At 44.3% G+C, this 23998-nt stretch carries 19 protein-coding genes; 2 read left to right on the top strand and 17 right to left on the bottom strand.

Annotated elements, in window-relative coordinates:
* Nucleotides 1-285: 285 nt before the first annotated feature.
* From fabD to JNUCC31_RS01925, 4 genes are all read right to left on the bottom strand, one after another.
* A complete protein-coding gene (gene fabD, locus JNUCC31_RS01910) occupies nt 286-1488 on the bottom strand; it encodes an ACP S-malonyltransferase (RefSeq protein WP_192268052.1) in 1203 nt (400 codons plus the stop codon).
* Nucleotides 1489-1704: 216 nt separating this feature from the next.
* Nucleotides 1705-1965, bottom strand: coding sequence for a hypothetical protein (locus tag JNUCC31_RS01915; RefSeq protein WP_192268054.1), 261 nt, complete (start codon nt 1963-1965; stop codon nt 1705-1707).
* A gap of 31 nt (nt 1966-1996) precedes the next feature.
* Nucleotides 1997-2857: a Cof-type HAD-IIB family hydrolase gene (locus JNUCC31_RS01920; protein ID WP_192268056.1), complete on the bottom strand. Its 861-nt coding sequence runs from the start codon at nt 2855-2857 to the stop codon at nt 1997-1999.
* Between the two features lie 62 nt (nt 2858-2919).
* Complete coding sequence (locus JNUCC31_RS01925) at nt 2920-3441, bottom strand: GNAT family N-acetyltransferase (protein WP_228469444.1); 522 nt, start codon at nt 3439-3441, stop codon at nt 2920-2922.
* 223 nt (nt 3442-3664) lie between these two features.
* Here JNUCC31_RS01925 and JNUCC31_RS01930 point away from each other — a divergent pair, with 223 nt between their 5' ends.
* On the top strand, nt 3665-4825 hold the full coding sequence (locus JNUCC31_RS01930; RefSeq protein ID WP_192268058.1) for a S8 family peptidase: 1161 nt from the start codon (nt 3665-3667) through the stop codon (nt 4823-4825).
* A 249-nt stretch (nt 4826-5074) separates the two neighbouring features.
* Here the strand turns inward: JNUCC31_RS01930 and JNUCC31_RS01935 are convergent, their stop codons facing one another.
* The 8 genes from JNUCC31_RS01935 to JNUCC31_RS01970 form a co-directional block, all read right to left on the bottom strand.
* A complete protein-coding gene (locus JNUCC31_RS01935; protein ID WP_192268060.1) occupies nt 5075-6517 on the bottom strand; it encodes a 6-phospho-beta-glucosidase in 1443 nt (480 codons plus the stop codon).
* A 34-nt stretch (nt 6518-6551) separates the two neighbouring features.
* Nucleotides 6552-8462, bottom strand: a complete 1911-nt coding sequence (locus tag JNUCC31_RS01940) for a beta-glucoside-specific PTS transporter subunit IIABC (RefSeq protein WP_192268062.1) — start codon at nt 8460-8462, stop codon at nt 6552-6554.
* A 366-nt stretch (nt 8463-8828) separates the two neighbouring features.
* Nucleotides 8829-9668, bottom strand: coding sequence for a BglG family transcription antiterminator LicT (licT, locus tag JNUCC31_RS01945; RefSeq protein WP_192268064.1), 840 nt, complete (start codon nt 9666-9668; stop codon nt 8829-8831).
* Between the two features lie 655 nt (nt 9669-10323).
* A complete protein-coding gene (locus JNUCC31_RS01950; protein ID WP_192268066.1) occupies nt 10324-10884 on the bottom strand; it encodes a DEAD/DEAH box helicase family protein in 561 nt (186 codons plus the stop codon).
* 181 nt (nt 10885-11065) lie between these two features.
* Complete coding sequence (locus JNUCC31_RS01955; RefSeq protein ID WP_192268068.1) at nt 11066-12154, bottom strand: acyltransferase; 1089 nt, start codon at nt 12152-12154, stop codon at nt 11066-11068.
* A gap of 137 nt (nt 12155-12291) precedes the next feature.
* Entirely contained in the window at nt 12292-12825 is a 534-nt protein-coding gene (locus JNUCC31_RS01960) for a GNAT family N-acetyltransferase (protein ID WP_192268070.1), read from the bottom strand.
* A 49-nt stretch (nt 12826-12874) separates the two neighbouring features.
* Nucleotides 12875-13270, bottom strand: coding sequence for a VOC family protein (locus tag JNUCC31_RS01965; protein WP_192268072.1), 396 nt, complete (start codon nt 13268-13270; stop codon nt 12875-12877).
* A gap of 176 nt (nt 13271-13446) precedes the next feature.
* The gene (locus JNUCC31_RS01970; RefSeq protein WP_192268074.1) at nt 13447-16158 is read right to left on the bottom strand and encodes an alpha-L-rhamnosidase; all 2712 of its coding nucleotides are present in this window, start codon (nt 16156-16158) and stop codon (nt 13447-13449) included.
* A gap of 136 nt (nt 16159-16294) precedes the next feature.
* Between JNUCC31_RS01970 and JNUCC31_RS01975 the strand changes: the two genes are divergently transcribed.
* The gene (locus JNUCC31_RS01975) at nt 16295-17167 is read left to right on the top strand and encodes an AraC family transcriptional regulator (RefSeq protein WP_192268076.1); all 873 of its coding nucleotides are present in this window, start codon (nt 16295-16297) and stop codon (nt 17165-17167) included.
* A 39-nt stretch (nt 17168-17206) separates the two neighbouring features.
* Here JNUCC31_RS01975 and JNUCC31_RS01980 read toward each other — a convergent pair whose 3' ends face one another.
* The 5 genes from JNUCC31_RS01980 to JNUCC31_RS02000 all read right to left on the bottom strand — a co-directional run bounded on the left by JNUCC31_RS01980 (nt 17207) and on the right by JNUCC31_RS02000 (nt 23840).
* Complete coding sequence (locus JNUCC31_RS01980; protein ID WP_192268078.1) at nt 17207-17773, bottom strand: 5' nucleotidase, NT5C type; 567 nt, start codon at nt 17771-17773, stop codon at nt 17207-17209.
* Between the two features lie 150 nt (nt 17774-17923).
* Nucleotides 17924-19387: a glycoside hydrolase family 1 protein gene (locus JNUCC31_RS01985; RefSeq protein WP_192268080.1), complete on the bottom strand. Its 1464-nt coding sequence runs from the start codon at nt 19385-19387 to the stop codon at nt 17924-17926.
* A gap of 50 nt (nt 19388-19437) precedes the next feature.
* On the bottom strand, nt 19438-21357 hold the full coding sequence (locus JNUCC31_RS01990; protein ID WP_192268082.1) for a beta-glucoside-specific PTS transporter subunit IIABC: 1920 nt from the start codon (nt 21355-21357) through the stop codon (nt 19438-19440).
* Nucleotides 21358-21501: 144 nt separating this feature from the next.
* Nucleotides 21502-22344, bottom strand: coding sequence for a BglG family transcription antiterminator LicT (gene licT, locus JNUCC31_RS01995; RefSeq protein ID WP_192268084.1), 843 nt, complete (start codon nt 22342-22344; stop codon nt 21502-21504).
* A gap of 392 nt (nt 22345-22736) precedes the next feature.
* Complete coding sequence (locus tag JNUCC31_RS02000) at nt 22737-23840, bottom strand: metallophosphoesterase (RefSeq protein WP_192268086.1); 1104 nt, start codon at nt 23838-23840, stop codon at nt 22737-22739.
* Nucleotides 23841-23998 lie beyond the last annotated feature (158 nt).

Below are 23998 nucleotides of genomic sequence, written 5' to 3' on the forward strand. Positions count from 1 at the left end.
CTCCAAATCTATCATCTCATTCACGCCCATCATTTAACTTACACATATTTCCAAGGAAATTTTACCATAGAAATATATGTAATAACAAGTATAGTAATGTAAAAATATAAGAATATTTAGCCATAATAATACGATATTTTTACATATTTATGACAAACAATCAGGATATTCATCCAATTCACACCGTAAACTAATCCGGTAAACGACAAACAGGCTACCCTTTTAAAGAGGTAACCTGGAAATTCCCGCAAATTTTTCAAGTAAACAAAATAGGTATTATTTATACTAGATTGCATCAATCAAAGCAGTTTTATCCTTTGAAATTTGTTTTGCAGTGAGAATGGAATGACAGATCTGAATGGAAAGATTTATATCTTCTTCACTAAGTTCATATCCGTTGTCTACTTGTTCTTTCACCCTTTGTAATTTTAGAAATAAGGGTTCTACCGTTTGGGTATAAGATATGGAATCTTTGTTATAGTTCCGTGAAATAAGTGCGGTCACCATCATTTCAGATAATATATGTTTACGCATAGTTAACAACTTATTCTTTCTTTCATTTGTATTCGTAAGCAGGAGTAGATCAGAAGGCTGATTTAATGAATACGGTACAATCCTTTTCGTTATTTTATTCATCAGACGTGCTAAAACATTTTTAGGCCCCAATTCGATCACTTCTGTAATCCCATGTTCAAGCATATACAGCATAGACTCTAACCATCTTACAGGCATAGTCATTTGCATACTTAAGTAATCAACGACGGGTCGATCAGGCTGATACGGTGTTGCTGTAACATTTGAAATAACTTGATATTTAGCTTGTTTATATTGTTTTTGATCTAATTCTGCTTTAAATTGCTCTCCTGCAATTTGCATCATCGGAGAATGATAAGGACCACTAACGTTCAAATACGAATGTGAAGTCCCCATTGATTCCGTCATTTTTATGATTTGTTGTATGGATTGACGATGTCCTGAAATGACAAATTGCTGGTCAGAATTGACACAGGCCACACATGCCGGGCGTTTCTGCGTTGAGACTTCTTCACATATTTTTTGAAGTGTTTCCAATTTAATATGAGATATGGCTGCCATAGTACCCTGCTGATTCGGATCTGCATTGTTCATAATAATGCCTCTTTGCCTCACAAGTTTAATGGCGTCATGGAAAGAAAGAACACCAGCACATACAAGAGCCGAGTATTCTCCTAAACTATGACCTGCCAACATAGTGGGTTCCACCCCTATTTCTTGCATGTAAACTTGAAAGGCAATGACACTAACAGTCAAGAGGGCAGGCTGAGCATTCATAGTCAATGTCAAATCATTCAAGCTGCCCTCAAAACACAACTTTCTTAAATCAAAAGAAATGGCGTCGCTGGCTTCTTCAAATCGATTCTTAGCTACTTCAAAATGGTCCCAAAAACTCTTCCCCATCCCAATCATCTGAGAACCTTGTCCAGGAAACAACAGAGCTACATTACTCATCCAGCATCCTCCATGTATTCAACATTTATATTTCGAGCATTCGAGTCGTTTGCCCAGCCATATAATTCCTTGTTTTCAAAAATATATTAAACTTTCATTGTAAGTTATGCAATAATAAAAATTGGAGCGGGAATGAAAACAGACACCTCCGGTAGTGAGGTGCCTGGTTCAGTTCATATTTTAGCATTTTGCATAATTCAAGACACATGATTCACATTAACCCAAATATTTCAGCACACCATCCGTTTCTTTGGCTCTCAGCGTTACTTTGGCTATTAACTGTTCCGGTTGCTGAAAATCCTCTTTGATCTCAGCCATCATTTCCTTCACCAGTACTTCGAGTTGCTCCAACGTCGTTTCTTTAGGTAAAATACGTGTTCTTACAATCTCATGTTTACGAAACGAATCATCGTACTCTCGAACCGATTCCTGGCCGAATGCACTAACTTCCAATTCAACTTTAATTCCTTCGGACATTGTTTCACCTCTTCCACTCGTTTGAGGTTGATTAGGACTCAATTAATCCATACTTCACAAAACTGTGGTATAATCCATCCTCTTCAATTGTTCCCGTAATATCATCCGCAATGGCTTTTAGACCTGGCTTCGCATTGCCCATCGCAATCCCTACGTTGCAAAACTCCAGCATCTCGGCATCATTCATGCCGTCCCCGATGGCGAGTGTATCTTTACGCGACATCCCCAGATGTTCCAACAAATCTGCGATAGCAATGGCCTTGTGAATACCCGGAATCATCAGCTCACCACTTCCCTCACCAAAGATCGGCACCGTGCACTGAATCACTTCGAATTTGCCTTCAAACTCCTGCTTGATCCGATCAAATGGAACAACCGGACTTTCCAGAAAACAAACCTTGTTCACGTCATCCTTGTATAAATCAACTTCGCCATACGTCAATCCGGTAATAAATGGATGCGGCTTTTGTTCTTTCTTCGCTCTGGCAGCGGGATCATTCTCCACATCGCCATAGATCCGACGTTCCAGATGAGATTGAAGATGGCTACTTGCATATAAGGCCGAATTGGATTCCAGGTAGAAGTCAATCTGGTGTTCATTGAAGAAATCGACCATATGCCGAACATCCTCAGCCGTTACCCTTTTGTGATAGAGCACTTCTTTGCCAAACTCCACATAGCCGCCACCCGCACCAATCAGACCGTCGAAACCTACATCCCATATGGAATCATATATCTCTGCCTTGGATCTGCCTGTACATAAATAGAGCAAATGTCCGTTCTCTCGCGCCTGTTTACAAGCAGTCTGTGCGGATAACGGAATGTTGCCGTCATCGTCTACCAGCGTTCCATCAATATCTATAAAAACAATATTTCGATTCGTTGTGCTCATCTGTATTTGCTCCCATCTATGCTAACTTGCTGATTCTTGAACTTTGAACTTTGGAATGCCCTTTACCATTCCCCAACCTTCTCCATATGCACGGTCTGCCAATCATCTTGCTGCTCGCATATAAGCACATACCCCTGACGTTTCCAGAAATCCACAGCTCCAGGCAAAAAGCGATGCGTATGCAAATATAACGTAGTATATTGCATGTCTCTCACCACTTTTTCCAGCTCGTTAACGAGAAGAGAACCGATGCCGTATCTGCGATATTCTGAATCCACATAACATTTCACAATTTCCGCAGCAGACTGCGAAGGATATCTTCCTGCGATTGCTTCGATACGCCCATCATATGGCAGGACGCCAATGGAACCCACAATCCGCTTGTCTTCCATGACAGCGACAAGAAAGACCGCATCGGCTGAATCCAAGTAATGTTCTCTGAATTGCTCCAAATCAGCAGGTAATCTCTCATGATCTATTATTGGAAATACTTCTCTGCGAACACGCATGGCAAAATCAATTGCAGCATTCATTTGGTGCTCCTGGATAGCGATCACTCTCGGTTCTATATCAAACTTTGCCAAAAAAACCACATTCCTTATCCGTTATATTCGAGTCGGATTACAACTCCATATACAAACCCTTGTAGATCGCAAGTTCGGCCTCTACTTTTCATCTTACCGAATTCAGCCTTCCCTATCAATCTATCTAAACTACTAACCAAAATAGCAAATAGCCCGCGCGATCTGATAGGGTTCGCATACGATAAGGCGTATTATCATTCCATTCCGAAAGGGGAAGAAACTTATGTGGCTATGGTTAGGAATCTCCGCTGCAACCCTATTGGCACTCCGATTTGTCTGTCGATATTTGGAAGATAAACGTGCAGCCAAAAAGTTTCATCCCCATGCGCCCAAGCAGTTGTTAATTAAGTTCAAGGAAGATACGACAGCCGACGAGATGCACACATTGCATAAAAAAGCAAAATGCAACGTAGCCGAAACGTATGAAGATCTGGGCTGGTATCGCATCGAATCAAGAAAGAAAATGCACCGTATGTTAAAGTATTACAAAAATCATGAGCTTATCGACCACGCTGAACCTAACTATTATCTGCAGTCATCGTTTACGCCAAATGACCCCTTTTTCCCATATCAATATAACCTGCAAAAAATCAATGCTCCTGCTGCCTGGGATATATCCCAGAGTAACAGTTCAGTCAAAATCGCAATCATTGACACAGGCGTACAACTGAATCACCCTGAGCTCGCTGGCAAGATCCTGCCCGGTTATGATTACGTTGATTACGACAATGTCCCCGAAGATGGTAACGGGCACGGCACGCATGTTGCCGGAATCGCTGCTTCCATTACCAACAATGGAGTGGGCATTGCAGGTACTGCCCCGCTTGCTTCCATTGTTCCACTGCGTGTACTGGACAACAATGGACAAGGTACAACGGGCAACGTCGGAAATGGACTTGTTTACGCCGCCAACAATGGTATTCAAGTCGTTAACCTGAGTCTCGGCGGTCCTACAGGAGAAGCCTTTCTCCAGGCTGCCGTGCAGTATGCATGGGAACGGGGGGCTGTCATCATCGCGGCAGCAGGTAATGATAATACTTCGTATCCGATTGTACCCGCTTCTTATCCCAACGTCATTGCAGTAGCATCCACCAATCCTTCCGACCTCAAATCGAACTTCTCGAACTATGGGTCTTGGGTAGATATGGCTGCGCCTGGGGATACCATTTTGTCCACATACCTGGGCGGCTCTTATGCTTATCTCAGTGGAACGTCCATGGCTGCTCCCCATGTGGCCGGAGTGGCTGCACTGCTGGCTGCCCGCGGCAAAACCAATGCCCAGATTCGCGATGCGCTTTGCTTCGCATCCGATCCCGTATCCGGTTCTGGTGTCTACTGGCAATATGGGCGACTTAATGCAGAGCGCAGTTTGCAGGTACCTTAAACCTTTTCTCTCCCTATCATAAACGGAAGTAACTGTATTTTATTTCATTCTGCCTACGGCTTGTCCTACGGTTACTTCACTCACGCCTCTTCTTTCCCAGCATGCTGTCATCTAGGAACGTGAGGTAAAAGAAATGTTTCCCTTCTGGGAAGGATCTTTTTTTACCTCACTATTTTCATACAGCAAGGAGCAATCCCATATTAACGAGACTGCCCCTTCCGTTCATTTCAATTGGCATATGAATCAAACTTAGAAATATTGCGCCCCATTATTGGCAATGACCTCTTTGTACCAATGGAAACTTTTCTTTTTCACTCTGCGAAGTGTGCCGCTTCCATCATTGTTCCGGTCTACATAAATGTATCCGTAACGCTTCTTCATCTCTCCGGTACCCGCACTGACCAGATCAATCGGTCCCCAACTGGTGTATCCTAGAATTTCGACACCATCCTGGATTGCTTCGGCCATCTCGGCAAAATGACTATTCAAATATTCGATGCGGTAGTCATCTTCAACAGTGTCATTGTCGAGCAATACATCTGTGGCGCCAAGTCCATTTTCCACAATAAACAGTGGTTTGCCATATCGGTCATGCAGCTGGTTGCATGTAATACGAAGCCCCTTCGGATCAATCGTCCATCCCCACTCCGAAGCCTGCAGATAAGGATTCTTCACGGAACCAAATACATTACCTTCTGTGGAATTCTTCAGGATGTCCGGATCACTGCTTGTACAGCGGCTGGCATAATAGCTGAATCCGATGTAATCGACCGTATTCTGCATGAGAATATTGGCGTCTTCAGGCTGCATGTCAATGACGATCTCATGTTCTCTGAAAAAACGCTTGGTATAACCTGGATAAGCACCCTTGGACTGAACATCGATGAAGAAGAAGGACTCACGATCCTGCTCCATCGCTTTCCATACGTCATCCGGATTGGATGTGTAAGGGTAGACCATCCCTGCAGCGAGCATACAACCGATCTGAGCACCGGGGATCATTTCATGACAAGCCTTAACCGCAAGTGCACTTGCCACCAGTTCATGATGGGCTGCCTGATAAAGAACCTGGTCTTTGTCTTCGCCTTCCTGAAGAACAATACCCGCGCCGATATACGGTAGATGCAGCAGCATGTTGATCTCGTTAAAGGTCATCCAATACTTCACTTTTTCCTTGTAACGATTGAACAGCGTCTTTGCATAAGTCTCGAAAAATCCAATCATCTTGCGGTTCTTCCACCCGCCGTAAGTCTCAACCAGATGCACTGGTACATCAAAGTGACAGATGGTGACCACAGGTTCAATGTTGTATTTTAATAATTCGTCGAAGACATCATCGTAAAATTGCAATCCTGCCTCATTCGGCTCCGCATCATCACCATTTGGGAAAATCCGTGCCCAGGCAATGGACATTCTGAAGCACTTGAATCCCATTTCCGCGAATAGCGCAATGTCTTCTTTATACCGATGGTAGAAATCAATTGCCTCATGGGAAGGGTAGAACTCTCCCTCTTTCGGTTCATAAGAATCCAGGTTTCCCATGGCAATAGGGAATCGATTAGCACCTGTTGGAATCAGGTCAACCGTAGTTAATCCCTTTCCCCCTTCAAGATAAGCTCCCTCAAGCTGGTTCGCTGCCGTTGCTCCTCCCCAGAGAAAATTCTCCGGGAAGGCTGTTAATTTTTCATACATTCTCGTCTACCTCCCATCCATAATGAACGTTCAATTAACCGAGTACTGTGAGCAATTTGTCTTTCTCTTTCACAGATTCATCCTTCGTGCCGACTACATCCAAATAATTGGACGTGTTCGTAATAATTATCGGTGTAACCGTCTCATATCCGGCATCCTTGATCGCTTGCAGATCAAATTCCATGATCAGATCCCCAACATTAACGCGGTCGCCATCTTTTACATGAGCTGTGAAATGCTGACCTTTCAGTTGCACCGTATCCTGTCCGATATGAATCAGCATCTCAACACCATCATCGGTTACCAGCCCAATGGCATGTTTCGTGCGATACACGGTTTGCACAACTCCATTAATCGGAGATACGACTCTGCCGCTGGTTGGACGGATGGCAATCCCTTTACCCATATGCTCTCCTGCAAAGGTAACATCATTGATCTCTTTCAGTTCAACCACTTCACCAGCCATGGGGCTGTAAATTTCATATCTGTTATTCGGGTTTGGATCAAGCACAGGTGTTGGTGCTGGAACTGCATCTGCCTTGTCTTTGAAACCAACAACATACGTAAGAACAAAACCAAGTATGAACGCAACCGCTGTAGCTACAAGAGCCATGTAAAATCCGGAATCAACGCCTGTTTTTGAGTTGATGAAGGTCGGATAGCCGAATACGCCAAGTCCGCCAAACATGTACATTTTCGATCCGAATAACCCTAGTATTCCGCCTCCAATACCACCTGCGATACAACTCATGATAAATGGTTTTTTCAGTGGAAGTGTCACACCATAGATGGCTGGCTCAGTTACACCAAAGATTCCCGAGATGAAGGCTGGAATGCTCAATGATTTCAATTTGGCATTTTTGGTTTTTAACATAACGGCGAGTACCGCACCAATTTGGGCAAAGGAAGCAGCGAAAGACATCGCAACCACTGGGTCAGCTCCGGACGTACTCAAGTTAAGAAGCATGACTGGCACCAGTCCCCAGTGAAGACCAAACAATACAAACACTTGCCACAGACCACCAATGACCAAACCTGTAACGAGTGGACTTAATTCATAAATGCCTGTTGCTCCTGCGCCGATCAATTGACCTGCCCATGTAGATATCGGACCAATCACAAGGAACGTTGCCGGAACAATAACAAGTAATGTAAAGAATGGAACCAGGAACGTACTAACCACTTTAGGAATGACATTTTTGAAGAATCTCTCTATTTTCACTGCAAAAAATGTAGCGATAATGATTGGAATAACCGATGATGAGTAATTCATCAAGATTACAGGAATGCCCAAGAACGTAATGTGAATTGGTGATTCAAACAATGTACCTGCGAACAGGGTGTACAACGGATCTCCCGTAGATAGCCCGGATAGCGTTGGATAAACCAGCGTAGCTCCGATCGCCATACCAAGGAACGGTGAGCCGCCAAATTTCTTAATCGCAGTATAACCAAGGAATACCGGGAAGAAGTAGAACAGACAGTCACCCGTTGCATTCAACAGATGGTACGTTCCTGATGTATTCGTTATCCATCCAAAGGATATAAACATCGCTGTAAAACCTTTGATCATCCCTGTCGCAGCGAGCAGACCGAGTAGAGGTGTGAAGACGCCAGAGATCATGTCGATAAAACGACTGAACAAACTTCCCTTGTTACCTGAATCTTCCTGTTCTTCTGCAACCTGTCCTTCAGCAGGCAGATTGCCTGCCTTTACAACGGCTTTATATACATCCGGCACTTCATTGCCGATAACAACCTGATATTGTCCACCACTTTGCATGACGGTTATAACACCTGGCAAATTTTTAAGTTCCTCCGTTTTAGCAACGCTTTCATCTTTAAGTTTGAAACGCAATCTGGTTACGCAATGGAATACACTGTTTATGTTTTTAGCTCCGCCTACGCCAGACAAGATGTCTTTGGCCAATTTATCATAGTTCATAGTATTTCTTCCTCTCTAAGTAAACTCCCGATGCTTGTGAAACAAAGAAAACCTGAACTACTGAACATACACAACGTGCCGGATCGTCCGGAAACAAGTCATGTTATTCAGCAATTCAGGTTTTGCCCTTAACGGTTGCAACCCTGTAAGGCTGTACACAGCGATATTCAGTTGTAGTATTAACAACTTCATCCTAAAGTAAGTTGCAACCCATCTTTACAGACCCCGATTGGTCGGAAGTATCGGAATTGCCTGATTGAACAGTTACAATCCGAATGATGTATGCGCTTACTTTATGGATTCATAATATAATAACTTCTAACCTTTTGCAAGCGTTTTTTTAAGAATCTTTATTTTGTAATATCATTACTCTGAAGTGGCATGCACCACTCGCTCAATATGGATCGTTAAATACATCAATTCTTCGTTAGTCAGTTGATACGTGTAGTTATTTTCAATGAATTTTCTGATTTTCTCCGAGCACTTGTGTGCCTCAGGGTACTTCTTCTGAATCATATCAAATAACTCTTCATCGTTGTTGCTCTTATAATGCTTACCTTTGACCAGACGTTGGGCGAAAAATTTGAGATGGGTCACAAATCGATAATAGTTCAGTGCATTTTCGTCAAAGTCCATTTTGAAATGATATTTAATAATCGTCAAAATCTCCTGCATCACTTGAGTCATGCTTCGTATGTTAGGCATCTCTTCGTTTAGTGCCGCATTTACAAAATGAAGAGCCATGAACCCCGCCTCATCTTCCGGCAAGATCACACCAAACTGATCGCAAATCATATTCAACGCTTCGAGCCCCACTTCATATTCATCCTTGTAGAGCTGTTTGGTCTCCCACAGCAATCCATTGCGGATCGGGAGATTGTTACGGTAACGCTCGATGGCAAAATGAATATGATCCGTAAGGTGAAGATAAATGCTCTCGTTAAGCTTTTTCCCAAGCTTCAGCTTGGCATAAGCAATAATTTCCTCAGATACTTTCATGTACTCCAGTGGTATGCTCGCGATTAATGCCTTGAAATTTTCCTGAATATCTTCATTCTGTAAAGTAAAGATCTTATCAATAAGCTGCTCCGACACCTCATCGCCAGCTCGCTTCTGAAATGCAATCCCCCGGCCAATAACGATGACTTCCCGTTCATCCTTGATCGCAACTACAGCATTATTGTTTAACACCTTCTCGATTTTCACTTTATCCACTCCAATATACAGAAAAAGGCAAACCAACCCTTCCATGAGGTCACTGGCCTTGCCCATTTCACTTCAATGTTAACTATATGTGCGTTCATGGTATTACATTTTTCTACAATGTGCAACAAAAAAATCGGTGATGCTAAGGCTTACAAACCAATTTCTGACTCTATATCAATCCGTTTATCTGCTTTGTGTTTTTTCATTTAATTCCTATCCGTCTGGATCTATCTGAATCCGATTAAAAACTGCTCCTATAGCATGACGCCATGTGCAAGTAATTATACCGGTCCGAGCAAAGAAGTAGTTACAGAAGGCGCAATCCCATCTGCCATCAGAGCGATCCTGCAAACTTCAATCTTGTCAACATAAATCAATTTATTCTCGGTTTACCAGAAATGTTCTAAGCCATGTCAATCCAGAAAAGCTTGCACTTCTTCACTATTAATCCAGGATACAATATATCTTGAATCATGTGAAATTTGGATCACAAGTAAGCAAAAAAGTCCCCCGCCAGAGAGGACCGTATGTGTCTGAATAATGAATCATTTGAATAATAAGATATAAAAGTCATTTGGTTCTTTCTATCGTGGCTGTTCACCATCATGAACTTTTCTTCTTACTTCCCTTCTCTAGCTCAGCTTCAATTCTTTGATTACAGATTGAATTGTTCTTGGATTAGCCGCGCCACTTCTGTTGCACTCTTATGTGTGTTATTGATCCGAATATAATGCTCGTGCGTTATCTCTCCCGGTTCTGAATTCAATCGATGTTTCTCCATGCTCGAAATCAGATCCTGCTCGGACCATTCGATATTACGCTTCGTTGCTTTGTGCAGCAGCCGATGTGGACTCTTGTTACGCTCCAGTCGTTCCGTTGAATCAGCCTCCAGTTCCACATAGCATACCTGTGCACCTCTGGATTCAAACATCTCGCTGATTTGGCGAATGTATGCCCAATCTTCTTGCATATCGAATGCCCACACAAATGTAAAAATCAAACCGGGCAGCTCGCTCTTCGCCACTTCTTCAAAAATCTCCTGACGGAATAGATTAACAAGTCTCTTTCCTTGAGTTGTACCATAACTGAAATAAGGGGACACCAGTTCAATCGTCATATGATTGTGAAACAATTTTAAATCGGTGATCTTCTCCAATTCCTGACCCACCGTCATTTTCCCCACAGCCTGTGGACCAAAAATAATAATGAACTTCATTCCACCACTCCTGACATCAACGATATGTCGTATTCCATTACTTGAATTTTATGGACATTAATCCATAATAACGCCTCTTGGACAAATAAAAAGAGATTTCAAGTCATCCACTGAATGTACAGGGCTTGAAATCTCTTTTTCGGTTTCACTTTATATTCATTATTTCACAGTCCACCCAACATTAACGTCCGATCAGAACCCATCCCCACTTCATTCGTCGGAGTCCCATGGCAATCATCCATGAAAGCAAAATCGCCACAACATAAGAAAGTATAATGCCAAGGCTGAAATGAGGAGCGAACTCCACCGTGAGTTCTCGTCTCCAGAAAAGCAGCACTAACGGATGAATCAAAAAGATACCGAAAGCCACCGTACCCAAAGAGTTCAGAATGCGAGTTGCCCGATTAGATCCATTCTGTTTCCATGCGCCGATTCGTTCACATACGACCAGCAAGAGCAAACAAGCCGAAAGGGTAAATAAATTACGGAAAAGAAACAGCAACGTATAGGTTAGCGCCGGATATGCGGCAAAAGCCGTTTTTACATAAGTATTGCCATAAATAAAGACAGCTCCTCCGCTCAACAATGCAGCAATCAGCGCATAACGGTAGGAGAACAGTTTCTTCAATGCCGTATCAAAGTTCAACCCAATCCAGGCACCGAATCCAATAACGATCAGGTAACTGGGCAGCAAGCTCCCCATCCGAGAGAAATGAAACTGCAAATGCAACGCGTAAAAAGCAGCCTGTGCCGCAATAAAGAACAACGGTACATATTTATTAAATAAACGATAGCGCGTAAGCGATAGAAGCATTGGAAAGACCACATAAAATTGCAAAATAATTAGAAAAAAATATAAGTGTGTGTGCGCTGTACCGGTTAACAATTGCTCTGAAAACTGATCCACATGTACAAAGGGGTTTTTACCTGCAAGCAACTGTTTGATGGTGAAATAAATGATGGACCAGGCCAGGTAAGGCACAAAAATATAAAATAATCGCTTTTTATAAAAAGCGGGCATCCAGCCCTTTTCCTTCATTTTGGAGCTGTAATTGTAGAACAACACCAAGGAAGACAGAAACAGAAATGCCGGGACAGCGAATTGCAGAAAGCTGTTCCAAAAATAATAAAAGTCATGATCCAGCGTATGTTTGGGATAATGTGCAACTGCCGTTGAAGTGGCATGAATGGCGACAACTGCCATGATGGCAAAAGCACGATAGAGATCCAGATACTCAATACGTCGGGGCCGATTAACCGGTTGATTCATAATAAAACCTCACTTATGCCTGATAGGATGATAGTTTCCGGCCGCAATCCAGATTCCAACCTTTATTTTAATCAGCACACGAGGCTATTACAATCATAATCTATATTATTTTTGTGAAAATCCACCAATATTCATCATTATTCGACACGATTGATCCAGAACCGTTCGACTACGTTACCATCTGCTTCTATATAGTCTTCATCCTGGATACCTCCATTACGAAGAATAACTCTTTTGGAGGCCTCATTATGTGCATCACAAACGACCAATACTTTCGTGATTCCGAGTTCTTTCGTAATTTCCAAAGAAAGCTTGAGGATCTCGGAACCATATCCATTCTGTCGCTCCCCTGGACGAATTCCGTAACCGATATGCCCTCCGCTATGGAATAGTTTCTCATTCAACTCATGCCGTACATTTACGGCTCCAACCACTCGATCACTCTCTGTCACGAGCCAGTATGTACTGTCCTGAACCCAGCCTTCCGGGATATCCATGCCTTGTTCACTACGCTGGAGAGATGCTACCATCTCCTCGAAGGGGTAAGGTTCTTTGGCAATCACCCAGGGTACCATCGATTCTCCACTTGCGAGCCAGTCTTGATAAAATGCCAAATACGTTTCCTTATATTCCGCTGAAGGTCTGACCAGTCTAACTTTTTCTTTTCCCATCTGAAGTGCATCCCCCTGACTAATATTGATACTGCGATGCTAATTTACCCTAGTAGACTAATTCACAGTCGTGATGTTCCCATACATCAAACAGGTTACCATCGAGATCCTCGAATGTAAAAAACTTTCCATAAATGCCTTCATCACTGACTTGACCAACGCTGACATGACCAGCAGTGAGTTGAGTATGCAGCTTAACGATATCGTCCGTAAAAAAGGTGATAACCCATCTCTTTTTATGCTTCACTTGAAATACAGCTCTGGAATCATGATCACTTTCAATCAGATCGAGAATCGGTCTATTGTCTCTAAAGAGGCTAATATAGCCTTCTCTGGGTTGCCTAATATTGAATCCAAAATGATTCACAAACCAAGCTGCTGACTTCTCTACATTTGTCACAGGAATGACATTGTAGGCAATACCCAGTATTTTTCCCGTCGTCAATTTTATCCTTCTCCCTTCATTGCATTAATAACTTATGAACCTCATATGGAAGTGAAGAACAGTATCTTTATCTAAGTAAAAAAGAGAACCCGCGTGTGCAGATCCTCTACTTGGGCTCAGTTTTCGCTATTATATTAGTTCACGATCCTGTTTACAGATTCCTCTAATCCATCCAGTTATACTGACTCCACTTGTTGTGCATGCACTTCCTGATCCGCTTCAAGTACCTTGTAAATGAATAGATAGCTCCCTGATCCCAGAACAATTCGTACATCCGATCCCTGAGTTTGAACGTCATGAATATCCGATACTTGGTCCAACGGTTTTCCGTTCTCCAGAACCGTCTGTACCTCTGCTCCAGGAAGAAGGATTGTACCTGTTGTATTGGCAGGAATGGTCACACGAACATCCATCTGGTTGTTCTCACGGCGATACCAGCTTGATGCAACAGGCCCATACATCGTTTCGAGATTCGCTTCCACCCACTCCAGTCCAGGTCCTGGTTTGGGTTCAATGTGCACGATCCGGAAGCCAGGCTGATGTTCATCCGTATTAATCCCCGCAACATAGCGATATAACCACTCGCCAATGGCGCCGTACGCATAATGGTTGAATGAATTCATGTCAGCACTCCACAGACTGCCGTCCTCTCTGATTCCGTCCCAATGCTCCCAAACTGTAGTCGCACCTTGTGTCACTTGATATAACCAGGATGGATAGTCCTCCTGAAAAAGTAGCGTATAGGCCAGATTGTGATGTCCCGTATCACTCAGTACCGGATTCAGGTAAGGTGTTCCCACAAATCCGGTGGTCAGATGGTTCCCTGCGTCCGCAACCAATTTCCCCAATTGATCAATGGTACGATTTCTTGCCTTGGAGTCCAGAAGGTCAAATTGCAGAGCGAGTACATGCGCTGTCTGTGTGGGAACTGCGATTTTGCCCGACGGTGTTACAAATTCATCTTGAAACGCAGCAACGATGTTGTCATGCAATTTATCATAATATGCTGCATCGTCCGCATGCCCCAACACCTCAGCCGCTTTGTGTGTTAATGAAACGGAATATGCATAAAATGCCGTAGCGACATAATCCTTATCCGTAGCACCGATGTAGCTATCCGGCTTGGAGTCCAGACCCAACCAATCTCCGAAATGGAAGCCTGTATTCCACAGGTATGGATTATCCCCTTGAGCATGAATGTAGCTGACCCAGCGTTTCATGCTGTCATACTGCTCAGCCAACAACCTGACATCCCCGTACATCTCATAAATCGTCCAAGGACAGATGACCGCGGCATCACCCCAGGCGGCAGAAGAGTGATTGGTATTTCCCCATCCCTCTGACGTCGAGCTCCTCAGATCAGGAACAAAAAAAGGAATTCCTCCATCTTCCCCCTGGTCAGCTTCCAGGTCCCGCAGCCATTTGGTAAAGAACGGTGCCGTGTTCATCAGATAGGAGGCTGTGCGTACAAACATCTGTGCGTCGCCTGTCCAGCCAAGGCGTTCATCCCGCTGCGGACAGTCGGTCGGGACGTCAAGAAAGTTCCCTTTTTGCCCCCACAATATATTGTGATGAAGCTGATTGACAAGCGGGCTGGAACATGTAAAATTTCCTGTCCGTTCCATATCGGAATGCAGCACCACTCCGGTAAAATCATTTAAATGGACATCATCCGGGAAGCCAATTAGCTTTACATACCGGAACCCCTGAAACGTAAAATGCGGCTCATAGGTTTCGAGTTCACCGCCTTTTAACGTGTAGCGAATACATTGTGTTGCACCACGCAGATTTTCAATATAGAAGTTCCCCTCATGATCCAAAATCTCGGCATGCCGTAACTCAACCGTATGACCCGCTTCACCCTGAATGCTGAATCTAACCCAACCGACCATATTCTGTCCCATGTCGAGCACGCGATCACCTTGCGGGGTTGTTAGTAAAGCAATGGGTTGCAAATGCTCTATTTGGGTAACTGGCACATTCTCCTGGGCAACAATAATGTCTTTGGTGTAATCCAGCACATCCACCGGCGACCAATTCTCTGTAGGTGCATTTGTCCAGTTCGACTCCATTCGGGCATCGTACGTCTCTCCCATATAGATATCAGACATGCGTATAGCACTTGTGGCTACCTTCCAGTCCGGATTTGAGAGAATATGTTCTTCCGAACCATCCGTATAACGAATATGAAGCTCCAGCAGCAAAGCAGAATCCGTTCCAAAGATTTTCTGCTCCTTGTTCCACCCTAAATGTCCTCTGTACCATCCATCCCCGAGATAAGCACCGAGGATGTTCTCACCATTCTGAAGCAGATCCGTGACATCATAGACCTGATATTGCAACCGCTTACCATAACTGGTCCAGCCTGGGGTGAAATAGTCTTGGCCTACTCTTCGATCATTTAAATGCAGCTCATATAACCCAAGTGCCGTCACATATATTTTGGCAGAGGTTACCGACTTATGCAGGTCAAACAACCTGTGAAAGCGAGGGCAGGATACATCGGTCTCCCCATCAAAAGGAGCCTTAATCCAATCTGCCTTCCAGGCATTCCCGCTCCCCATAAGCCCCATCTCAAAGAATGCTGTGTCAGACCAGCTCGATTCATCGCCCGCAACCTCCCAGGCACGAATTCGATAGTAATAGCGGGTTCGTGCGTTGGGCAGCCAATGGTCCAGTTCTACATGAATGGACTGATCGGAGTTCTTTTTGCCGGAATCCCATTCTATCAGCTCAAAACTCTCGGTCAAAGATAATTGAATCTGGTATGCCGATTGTACGCAGTTCCGCCGATCAGACTGCAGCTTCCAGCTTAATCTGGGGGATTTCATGTCCAGTCCAATCGGATTTATTTTATACTCACAACGCAGATGGCTAACGGTCAACATCAGATAAACATCCCTTTCCATCGTGGTTTCCAAAACAGGCTTACGATATAATTATATTGATTCTGGCATTGGAAATACCCGGTAATGAAGACTGTTTAACCCGGTTATTCGGTCATGTAAGCGAGGAGGCTAACCTGTGAATCCATCCATCCAACTTTTCAAGAGTGAATCCTTTTTACAAAATAACCTGAAGCTCTTCGTAAACCGTTGCTCCGAAAATTTCGATCTGCCTTTTCATGCTCACGATTTCGTTGAATATAGCTATGTTGCAGAGGGAAAGGGCTTTCACCATATTGGTGAAGATATTATTCCCGTTCATAAAGGTATGCTTTTTGTGATTCCCGTCGGCGTGCCGCATGTCTTTCGTCCAGCGACTTCGAACGCCTCTGAACATCCGTTGATTCTATATAATTGTCTTTTTAATTCAGAGCTGATTATTACACTGTCAGTCATCATACAGGAACAAGAGATTGGAGATCACCTGAATGACTTGGCTAACAATCAGATTCCTTACGTATCGATTACGGATGCCGGTCTTCGAATGGAGGAGCTTATGGTGAAGCTATACCGCGAATCTTCCGTTCCCAGCATCATCGGATCTTCCACCATGTTATACACACTCGTCAGCCAACTGGTAGTGACAACCTACCGCCAGCTGTATCATGAACTCCATGATGAACAGGAGCGGCCAACCGATTTTGAGCATATCCTCCATTATCTGGACCAACACATTAGTGAACGAATTCGCCTGAATGATCTGGTCCGATTCTCCGGATGGAGTGAAAAGCATATTGGAAGGATGTTTCTTCGCTATACCGGGCAGACGTTTGGTTCGTATCTTCAGCATCTGCGGATACAAAAAGGCTGTGAGCTCTTAAAGAGTTCACAGCAGAAAGTCAGCCTCATTGCGGAACATGTTGGTTACCGGGATGTCGATTCGTTTCACGCTGCATTCAAAAAAATTACGGGTGAGACCCCACTGGTTTACCGCAAAAAATCCAGAGCATAATGCTCTGGACAGTGAGGATCAACTTCTACACATTCACGTCTATACATGCACCGTTTTCAAAAGATCATCTATGTATTCCTTGGCACCTTTCCAGGATGACATTAAGGGAAACTGGTACTGCTCCCGTTCATTCAGATTCCATGGATGAGGGATGCAGATCACTTTTTTGCCATCGTTCAGCGCCGGGATGAGATTATGTGCTCCATCATCAATTAACAGATCGAAGCCGAGCAGATTTTTTCTTTTGCACGTAATAAACTGTTCCGCAGAAATAAAAGGCATATGCCGCTGAAGCCAGTTCCATTTCTCCACAACCGTTCTCGGTTCCGCTGCCGTCACAACAATGACATCATAGGCCTCATTCAACTTCTTCATCTCTTCTACAACATACTCGTCGTACAGTTCCAACTCCTCGAACAGACCCGGCCGACCATAAAATACATCATGGGTGCTGTCCGGATGACGCAAGTGGGATGTATCCCAGTGGATCATATCCTCATAACGTAGCGGATGGGTTGGGAAGTTGATGTTGTTATGATAAATCGCTCGCTGGACCAGATGACATATCGTGTCATCCATATCTACAGCAATAATAGGTTTTCTCATGATTATCCCTCCCCAATACGAACACAGTATATCACCCTAGATGTCATGAAGCTATCCTTTTTACGTTTCACTCAGGTTATGAGGGTAAACTATAAAAAAAGGCACCCCTGTACCGCAGCAAATCGCTGCACCCGGGGCTGCCTTCATGAATTAATTCAGATCTTCGCCATTCGTGGCAATAACCTTTTGATACCAGCCAAAGCTCTTTTTCTTGAAGCGATCCAACGTGCCTTGTCCATTGTCGTCCTGATCCACGTAGATCACGCCATAACGCTTGGACATTTCCGAAGTGGACGCACTGATGATATCAATGGCACCCCAGTTGGTATAACCCATGAGGTCTACCCCATCCATGACCGCTTCTTTCATTTGTGTAATATGTTTTCTCAGATAATCAATCCGATAATCATCGTTAATGGAACCATATGCTTCTACCGTATCTTTGGCACCGAGTCCGTTCTCCACGACAAACAAAGGCAGTTGGTAACGATCATACAGCTCTTTCAATGCCACACGAAGTCCGATCGGATCAAGCTGCCAGCCCCATTCCGTACGCTCGAGGTTCGGGTTCTTGATTGTGCTGTACAGATTGCCGCCCGTTACGCCGTATTCTTCCGGATTTACTGCGGATACCAGGGAAGTATAATAGCTGAAAGAGATGAAATCAACGGTATGCTCACGCAGGACTTGCTCGTCACCCGGTTCCATGGCAATCGTAATTCCGTTCTCTGCCCAGTACCGAGCCATGAACCTTGGATAACTTCCTCGCACCTGTACATCGGTATGCAGCAGGTTCAGCTGGTTATCGATTTGAGCTTGCAATACATCCTCCGGCTTCGACGTTGCAGGGTAATGAATCATACGAGCGAGCATACATCCAATCTGGAAATCAGGGTTAATCTGACGTGCTTTTTCTGTAACCAGACTGCTGGCAACGAATTGGTGATGAAGTGCTTGATAGGAAGCCTGCATCACGTTATCGACACGATCTCCGATAATGCCTCCACCCGTGAATGGCTCAATAATGGTCGTGTTGATCTCATTAAACGTCAGCCAGTATTTCACCTTGTCTTTGTACCGGCTCATTACGGTTTCGGCGTATCTCACAAAGTGTCCAATGACTTCCCGGCCTGCCCAGCCGTTGTACTTCAGTACCAGTGACATCGGCATTTCATAGTGGGAAAGCGTCACGAGAGGTTCGATGTTATACTTGAGCAATTCGTCGAACACTTCATCATAGAAGCGCAGTCCTTCTTCATTCGGTTCTGCATCGTATCCGTTCGGGAAAATGCGCGGCCAGTTGATGGAAAGACGGAATGTCTTGAAGCCCAGCTCGGCGAACAGCGCAATGTCCTCTTTGAAGCGGTGATAAAAATCAATACCGTAACGCTTCGGGTATCCCTCTGCACTGTGGTGAGCCATCGCTTTCTCAACCGTTGCACTGGTCACGTGCATCAGCTCTCTAAGGTTGGTGTAATCTTTCTTCTCAAAATAAGGAACCATATCCGCCGTGGACCATCCTTTGCCCCCTGCATCAAATCCACCTTCAGCCTGGTTGGCAGCAATAGCGCCGCCCCAGAGAAAACCTTCTGGAAACCCTTGTCGATTGATCATGCGTATCTCTCCTCTTCTTATTGATGTCGTCTTTATTTCATCTTTAGACTTTAAATTTCGGCTTTTAATACTTCTTCACCTGTCGTAATTGCACCCAATTTGACAGGCAGAACCTGCTTGTAATCTGTTGTATTCGTAACGACCATCGCCGTTGTAATGTCATATTCCTTGGCGATTTGATCAAGTTCAAATGTTAGCAATTTATCTCCAGCCTGTACACGCGCTCCCGTAGCGACATGGGCTTCAAAATACTGTCCGCGCAGTTTCACCGTGTTGATCCCCACATGGATCAGAAGCTCCATTCCGTTATCACTGCGGACCACGATCGCATGTTTCGTTTTGAACACATTCATGATGGTACCTGTAACTGGTGACATCAGTTCGCCCACCGTTGGAACAAATGCCACACCTTTACCCATCAATTCATCGCCAAACGTTGGATCATTAACTTCTTTAAGTGCGATCGCTTTACCCGTCATCGGTGCAATGGCTACCGCATCACTTGTTGGTGTTGGAGCGCCCATCTCGTCTACGTTCACGGTTGCAGCATTGCTGGAAGGTGCTGCCGCTGGTGCGGTAGAAGCACCTGGTGAGAATTGAGCCAACGCCTCGGCGTCGCCTTCTTCTTCCTTGATCCCGAACACTGTGGACATAATTGCACCTACCACAAAGGCAAGAATCATGCCGCCAAGGGAGTACCAGAAGGTTTGTCCGATCAGGGAAGGCAGACCCGGAAGACCACCGTTACCCGCAAGCACATAAGCTTTGGCTCCAAAAGCAAGAGCGAACCCGCCACCCACTGCACTACCAATCATCGCCGCGGCAAACGGTTTTTTATATTTCATGTTCACGCCGTACATTGCCGGTTCAGTAACCCCCATCAAAGCAGTAAAGCTGGTCGACAATGCAACGGTTTTAAGCTTTTTGTCTTTTGCACGGAAGAATACGCCCAACGTCGCTCCGGCCTGCCCCATATTGGAGATGAACGTCAGCGGCAAGAATTTATCGAAGCCCAGTGTAGCGATATTGCTAAGAATGATTGGTACAAGCGCATAGTGCATTCCTGTCATAATAATGAGCGCCATCGCGCCGCCAAGGACAATACCTGCAATCAACCCGCCTTCATTTAGCAGCCAGTTGATGCCACCTGACAATCCACTACCTACAAATGTACCCAGTGGACCAATTGCAATCAGCGTTACCGGAACCATAACTAGTAAAGTGATCAGTGGCACAAGCAGCAACTTCAGTGCTGCCGGAATCACACGGTCAACCCACTTCTCGACATAGGACATTAACCATACGGCAAGCAAAATCGGAATAACCGATGAGGCATAACTGACAGCTGTTACCGGAATGCCAATAAAGGCAACCGACTCACCGCTGGAGAGCAATGCACTCATATCCGGATACATCAGCGCGGTGCCTAGTGCAATCGCAACAAACGGATTACTGCCGAATTTACGAGCAGCGCTAACTGCGATCAGTAATGGTAGGTAATGGAATACGCCATCACCAATGGCTGAGAGAATGCGATACGTATCGGTTCCAGCGGACATCCATCCTACGGATACGAACAGTGCGAGCAATCCCTTGAGCATACCCGCAGCTGTAATCGCTGGCAGCATGGGTGCAAAGACACCCGCAATCGTCTCAAAAATATTAAGAATCACATTTTTATTTTTTTCCGGTTTAGCCTGTTTGTTTTCTGAACTTTGCTGGATTGCCGGATGTTCCTTCACCATAGCATCGAACACTTTGGACACGTCATTCCCGATAATCACCTGAAATTGATCTCCTGAGATATTCGTTCCCATCACTTTATCCAGTTTCTTGAGTGAGCTATTGTCCACTTTATCGTTATTTTTCAGATCAAATCTCAGTCGTGTGACGCAATGATACACCGAGTTGATATTGTTGGTTCCCCCAACGGCTTTGATGATTTCCTGTGCCGTTTCCTGATGTTTCATAATCGTTTCCTCCTTATTTTTCCAATAAAAAATACCCGAACAAATAGCCACGTCTTCTACGTGTCATTCATCCGGGTATTGCCTGATTGAACAGTAACAAGCCCATTTGATATTTAGTTAGGTTTTGGTTCACGTGCTGAGATTTCATTGGTCACGCTTCGGTTTCATTAACCGCTCCAGATGAAGGGTCAGATACAACTGTTCCGAATGCGTCATATCATACTGATAGTTCTTATGGATAAAAGTCTCAATCTTGCCGATGCATTTGAAAGTTTCGGGATAGTTTTTCCGTACGACCTCATATAAATATTCCTCCGCATCGTCATGTGACGCGTGAGTAATTACACGTTGGCAGAAATACTTCAAATGCGTAATAAAACGGAAATAGTTGACGCTATCTTCATCCAATTCAACATTGAAGTGATATTTGATAATGTTCATGATCTCTTGAAGCAGCTGCATCAAATGGGTGACATCGTTCATGGAATCATTCACTTCCGCATTGATGAAATGCAGCGCTATGTTGCATATTTCATCCTTGGGAAACTCCACATCCAATCTTTCCTTCAGCAAGGTGAGCGCTTCCCTGGCCACATCAAACTCGGCCTTGTAGAAATGCTGTACTTCCCAGGAGAGTGGATTACGAGTAATCATTCCCTTTTCCAGACGCTGGACAGCAAAATGAATGTGATCCGACAGGGAGACATAAATCCCGTCACTGATGGTTTTGTTCAATTGCGTACGTGCCAATGTCACGATATCATCCGTCACCTGCAGGATTTCAACTGGGACTTCCGTTACAATGGACTTGAACCTCTCATAGATCGATGCATCCTGAAGCCGGAAAACTTTCTCAATCCGCTCTTCATCAATCACGTCGCCTGCCTTGAACTTAAACCCGATGCCCCGGCCGAGGATCAGCAGTTCCTGATTTTTATCATCTACGGTACTGACAATATTGTTATTAAATATCTGTTTAATAATCATTATGGACCCACCTGTTTTTTTTGAGGATTAAAAAAAGGGCAAAACCAAAATAGAAATAATAAAATCATTTCCATAGTGGTTTTGCCCGCATTACCGGTAACAAGCCTCGGAACTAATTTATCATAACCTGAAAACGGTGTCAACCAAAAATGCTACCACTACTTTTTTACTTCGTCTTGCTTTCAAGAAACATTTCCCTATACTTCCACGTTTGAGAATATGCAATCTTAATATGTACATGTTTATACAGAAACAAACTGGAGAAGTCTTCTAATCGCATTGAAATGTTTCCTGTTCACAGGAAACTCATCTGCCTTGCGCATAAATATGAGCCCTTCTTCCGAAGGGCTCACTGTCACCAACTATTGTCGATTATTGCTGAAACGTCATATTTATTGTTGGAACGTCACGTTAATCTGTACAATCTCCGAACGACTGCTCGTACGAATTGGAGGTCCCCAGAAGCCAAATCCTGAGGTCACGATGGAGTGCATGGAACCCTTTTGCAAATAACCCCAATCATTCTCGTAGATGGCCTTAGTAATAAACTGAGCGGGTGCGATCTGACCACGATGGGTGTGACCTGACACAACCAGATCCACATGGTTTTGCTCCGCAATATCCAAATCATAAGGCTGGTGATCCATCATGAGCACAGGCTTGCTCAGGTCGGTATCCTTCATCAATGTTGCTACTTCTGCACGATCCTTCTCTGTGCGGTCTTTACGCCCAATCAGCGTAATCTTATCGTCTATTGTAATTTTGTCATCATACAGGACCTGCATATTACTCTTCTCCAGAGCCGCAATCAGATCCTCGATCGGACCATCATACTTGTCGTGATTGCCTAGTGAAGCGTACACTCCGTATGGGGCCTGAATGCCGCTGATAATATCCGCGATCCCGCTCTTGAGGTACATATCCAGGTTGTCATCGATAATATCACCAGGATACAGTACCAAATCCGGCTTCAATGCGTTAATTTCTTCCACCATGCGTTTAGCGTGAGCAGGACCGGACAGCAGGCCAAAGTGCATATCCGCAGCCATGACAATGTTGAGTCTTTCGACACCTTCCACTTTTTTATCAATCTGAATGCTGTATTGTCTTACGACTGGACTATAGGCATTATAGATACCGTAGCCCAACGTGGACAGCAACAGCACGAGGGTGACCACGCCCGCCCATTTATGAGCGTAATGTCTTGGAATGCGGGTTAGTCTAAGTAACCAGAGCGTTAGATGAACTACTGGCAGAATTAATAACAGCAGTGAAAAGATTGCAAGCCAGTAAGAACCGATAACACTCAGGAAAGAAACACTTCCAAACAACCGTGCCAGTATGAATGACACGGCGAGGAATACAAGCGCGACTATGTAAAACCAACGAAATCTCGCAGATACGACAGGCTTCATCCAGCTCCAGCCGCTCCACCCTATGTAAAACACCAATAAACCGTATACAACCAAAAACAAGATGCCTGCAAGTACGAACATGCCCCAGTTAACCTCCACGTCAATAAGTTGATTGCTGAATTTTCTCCAAAACGAATTCCAGTCCATCTGAACAAGTATAACGCAGTTAAAGGGATTCGGACATCCGTTTCCATTCCTCATATGCGTACATTTTATTACAATTTGGGATACTTAAATTC

This window comes from Paenibacillus sp. JNUCC-31 (assembly GCF_014844075.1).
Lineage (GTDB): Bacteria > Bacillota > Bacilli > Paenibacillales > Paenibacillaceae > Paenibacillus.

What these genes read in the sequence shown, in the direction of transcription:
- JNUCC31_RS01970 (WP_192268074.1), bottom strand. Translation starts at nt 16,158, where the DNA reads ATGTTGACCGTTAGCCATCTGCGTTGTGAGTATAAAATAAATCCGATT.
- JNUCC31_RS01960 (WP_192268070.1), bottom strand. Translation starts at nt 12,825, where the DNA reads ATGGGAAAAGAAAAAGTTAGACTGGTCAGACCTTCAGCGGAATATAAG.
- JNUCC31_RS01920 (WP_192268056.1), bottom strand. Translation starts at nt 2,857, where the DNA reads ATGAGCACAACGAATCGAAATATTGTTTTTATAGATATTGATGGAACG.
- JNUCC31_RS01985 (WP_192268080.1), bottom strand. Translation starts at nt 19,387, where the DNA reads ATGATCAATCGACAAGGGTTTCCAGAAGGTTTTCTCTGGGGCGGCGCT.
- JNUCC31_RS02000 (WP_192268086.1), bottom strand. Translation starts at nt 23,840, where the DNA reads ATGTTCGTACTTGCAGGCATCTTGTTTTTGGTTGTATACGGTTTATTG.
- JNUCC31_RS01990 (WP_192268082.1), bottom strand. Translation starts at nt 21,357, where the DNA reads ATGAAACATCAGGAAACGGCACAGGAAATCATCAAAGCCGTTGGGGGA.
- JNUCC31_RS01980 (WP_192268078.1), bottom strand. Translation starts at nt 17,773, where the DNA reads ATGAGAAAACCTATTATTGCTGTAGATATGGATGACACGATATGTCAT.
- JNUCC31_RS01950 (WP_192268066.1), bottom strand. Translation starts at nt 10,884, where the DNA reads ATGAAGTTCATTATTATTTTTGGTCCACAGGCTGTGGGGAAAATGACG.
- JNUCC31_RS01930 (WP_192268058.1), top strand. Translation starts at nt 3,665, where the DNA reads ATGTGGCTATGGTTAGGAATCTCCGCTGCAACCCTATTGGCACTCCGA.
- JNUCC31_RS01915 (WP_192268054.1), bottom strand. Translation starts at nt 1,965, where the DNA reads ATGTCCGAAGGAATTAAAGTTGAATTGGAAGTTAGTGCATTCGGCCAG.
- licT (WP_192268084.1), bottom strand. Translation starts at nt 22,344, where the DNA reads ATGATTATTAAACAGATATTTAATAACAATATTGTCAGTACCGTAGAT.
- JNUCC31_RS01935 (WP_192268060.1), bottom strand. Translation starts at nt 6,517, where the DNA reads ATGTATGAAAAATTAACAGCCTTCCCGGAGAATTTTCTCTGGGGAGGA.
- fabD (WP_192268052.1), bottom strand. Translation starts at nt 1,488, where the DNA reads ATGAGTAATGTAGCTCTGTTGTTTCCTGGACAAGGTTCTCAGATGATT.
- JNUCC31_RS01940 (WP_192268062.1), bottom strand. Translation starts at nt 8,462, where the DNA reads ATGAACTATGATAAATTGGCCAAAGACATCTTGTCTGGCGTAGGCGGA.
- JNUCC31_RS01955 (WP_192268068.1), bottom strand. Translation starts at nt 12,154, where the DNA reads ATGAATCAACCGGTTAATCGGCCCCGACGTATTGAGTATCTGGATCTC.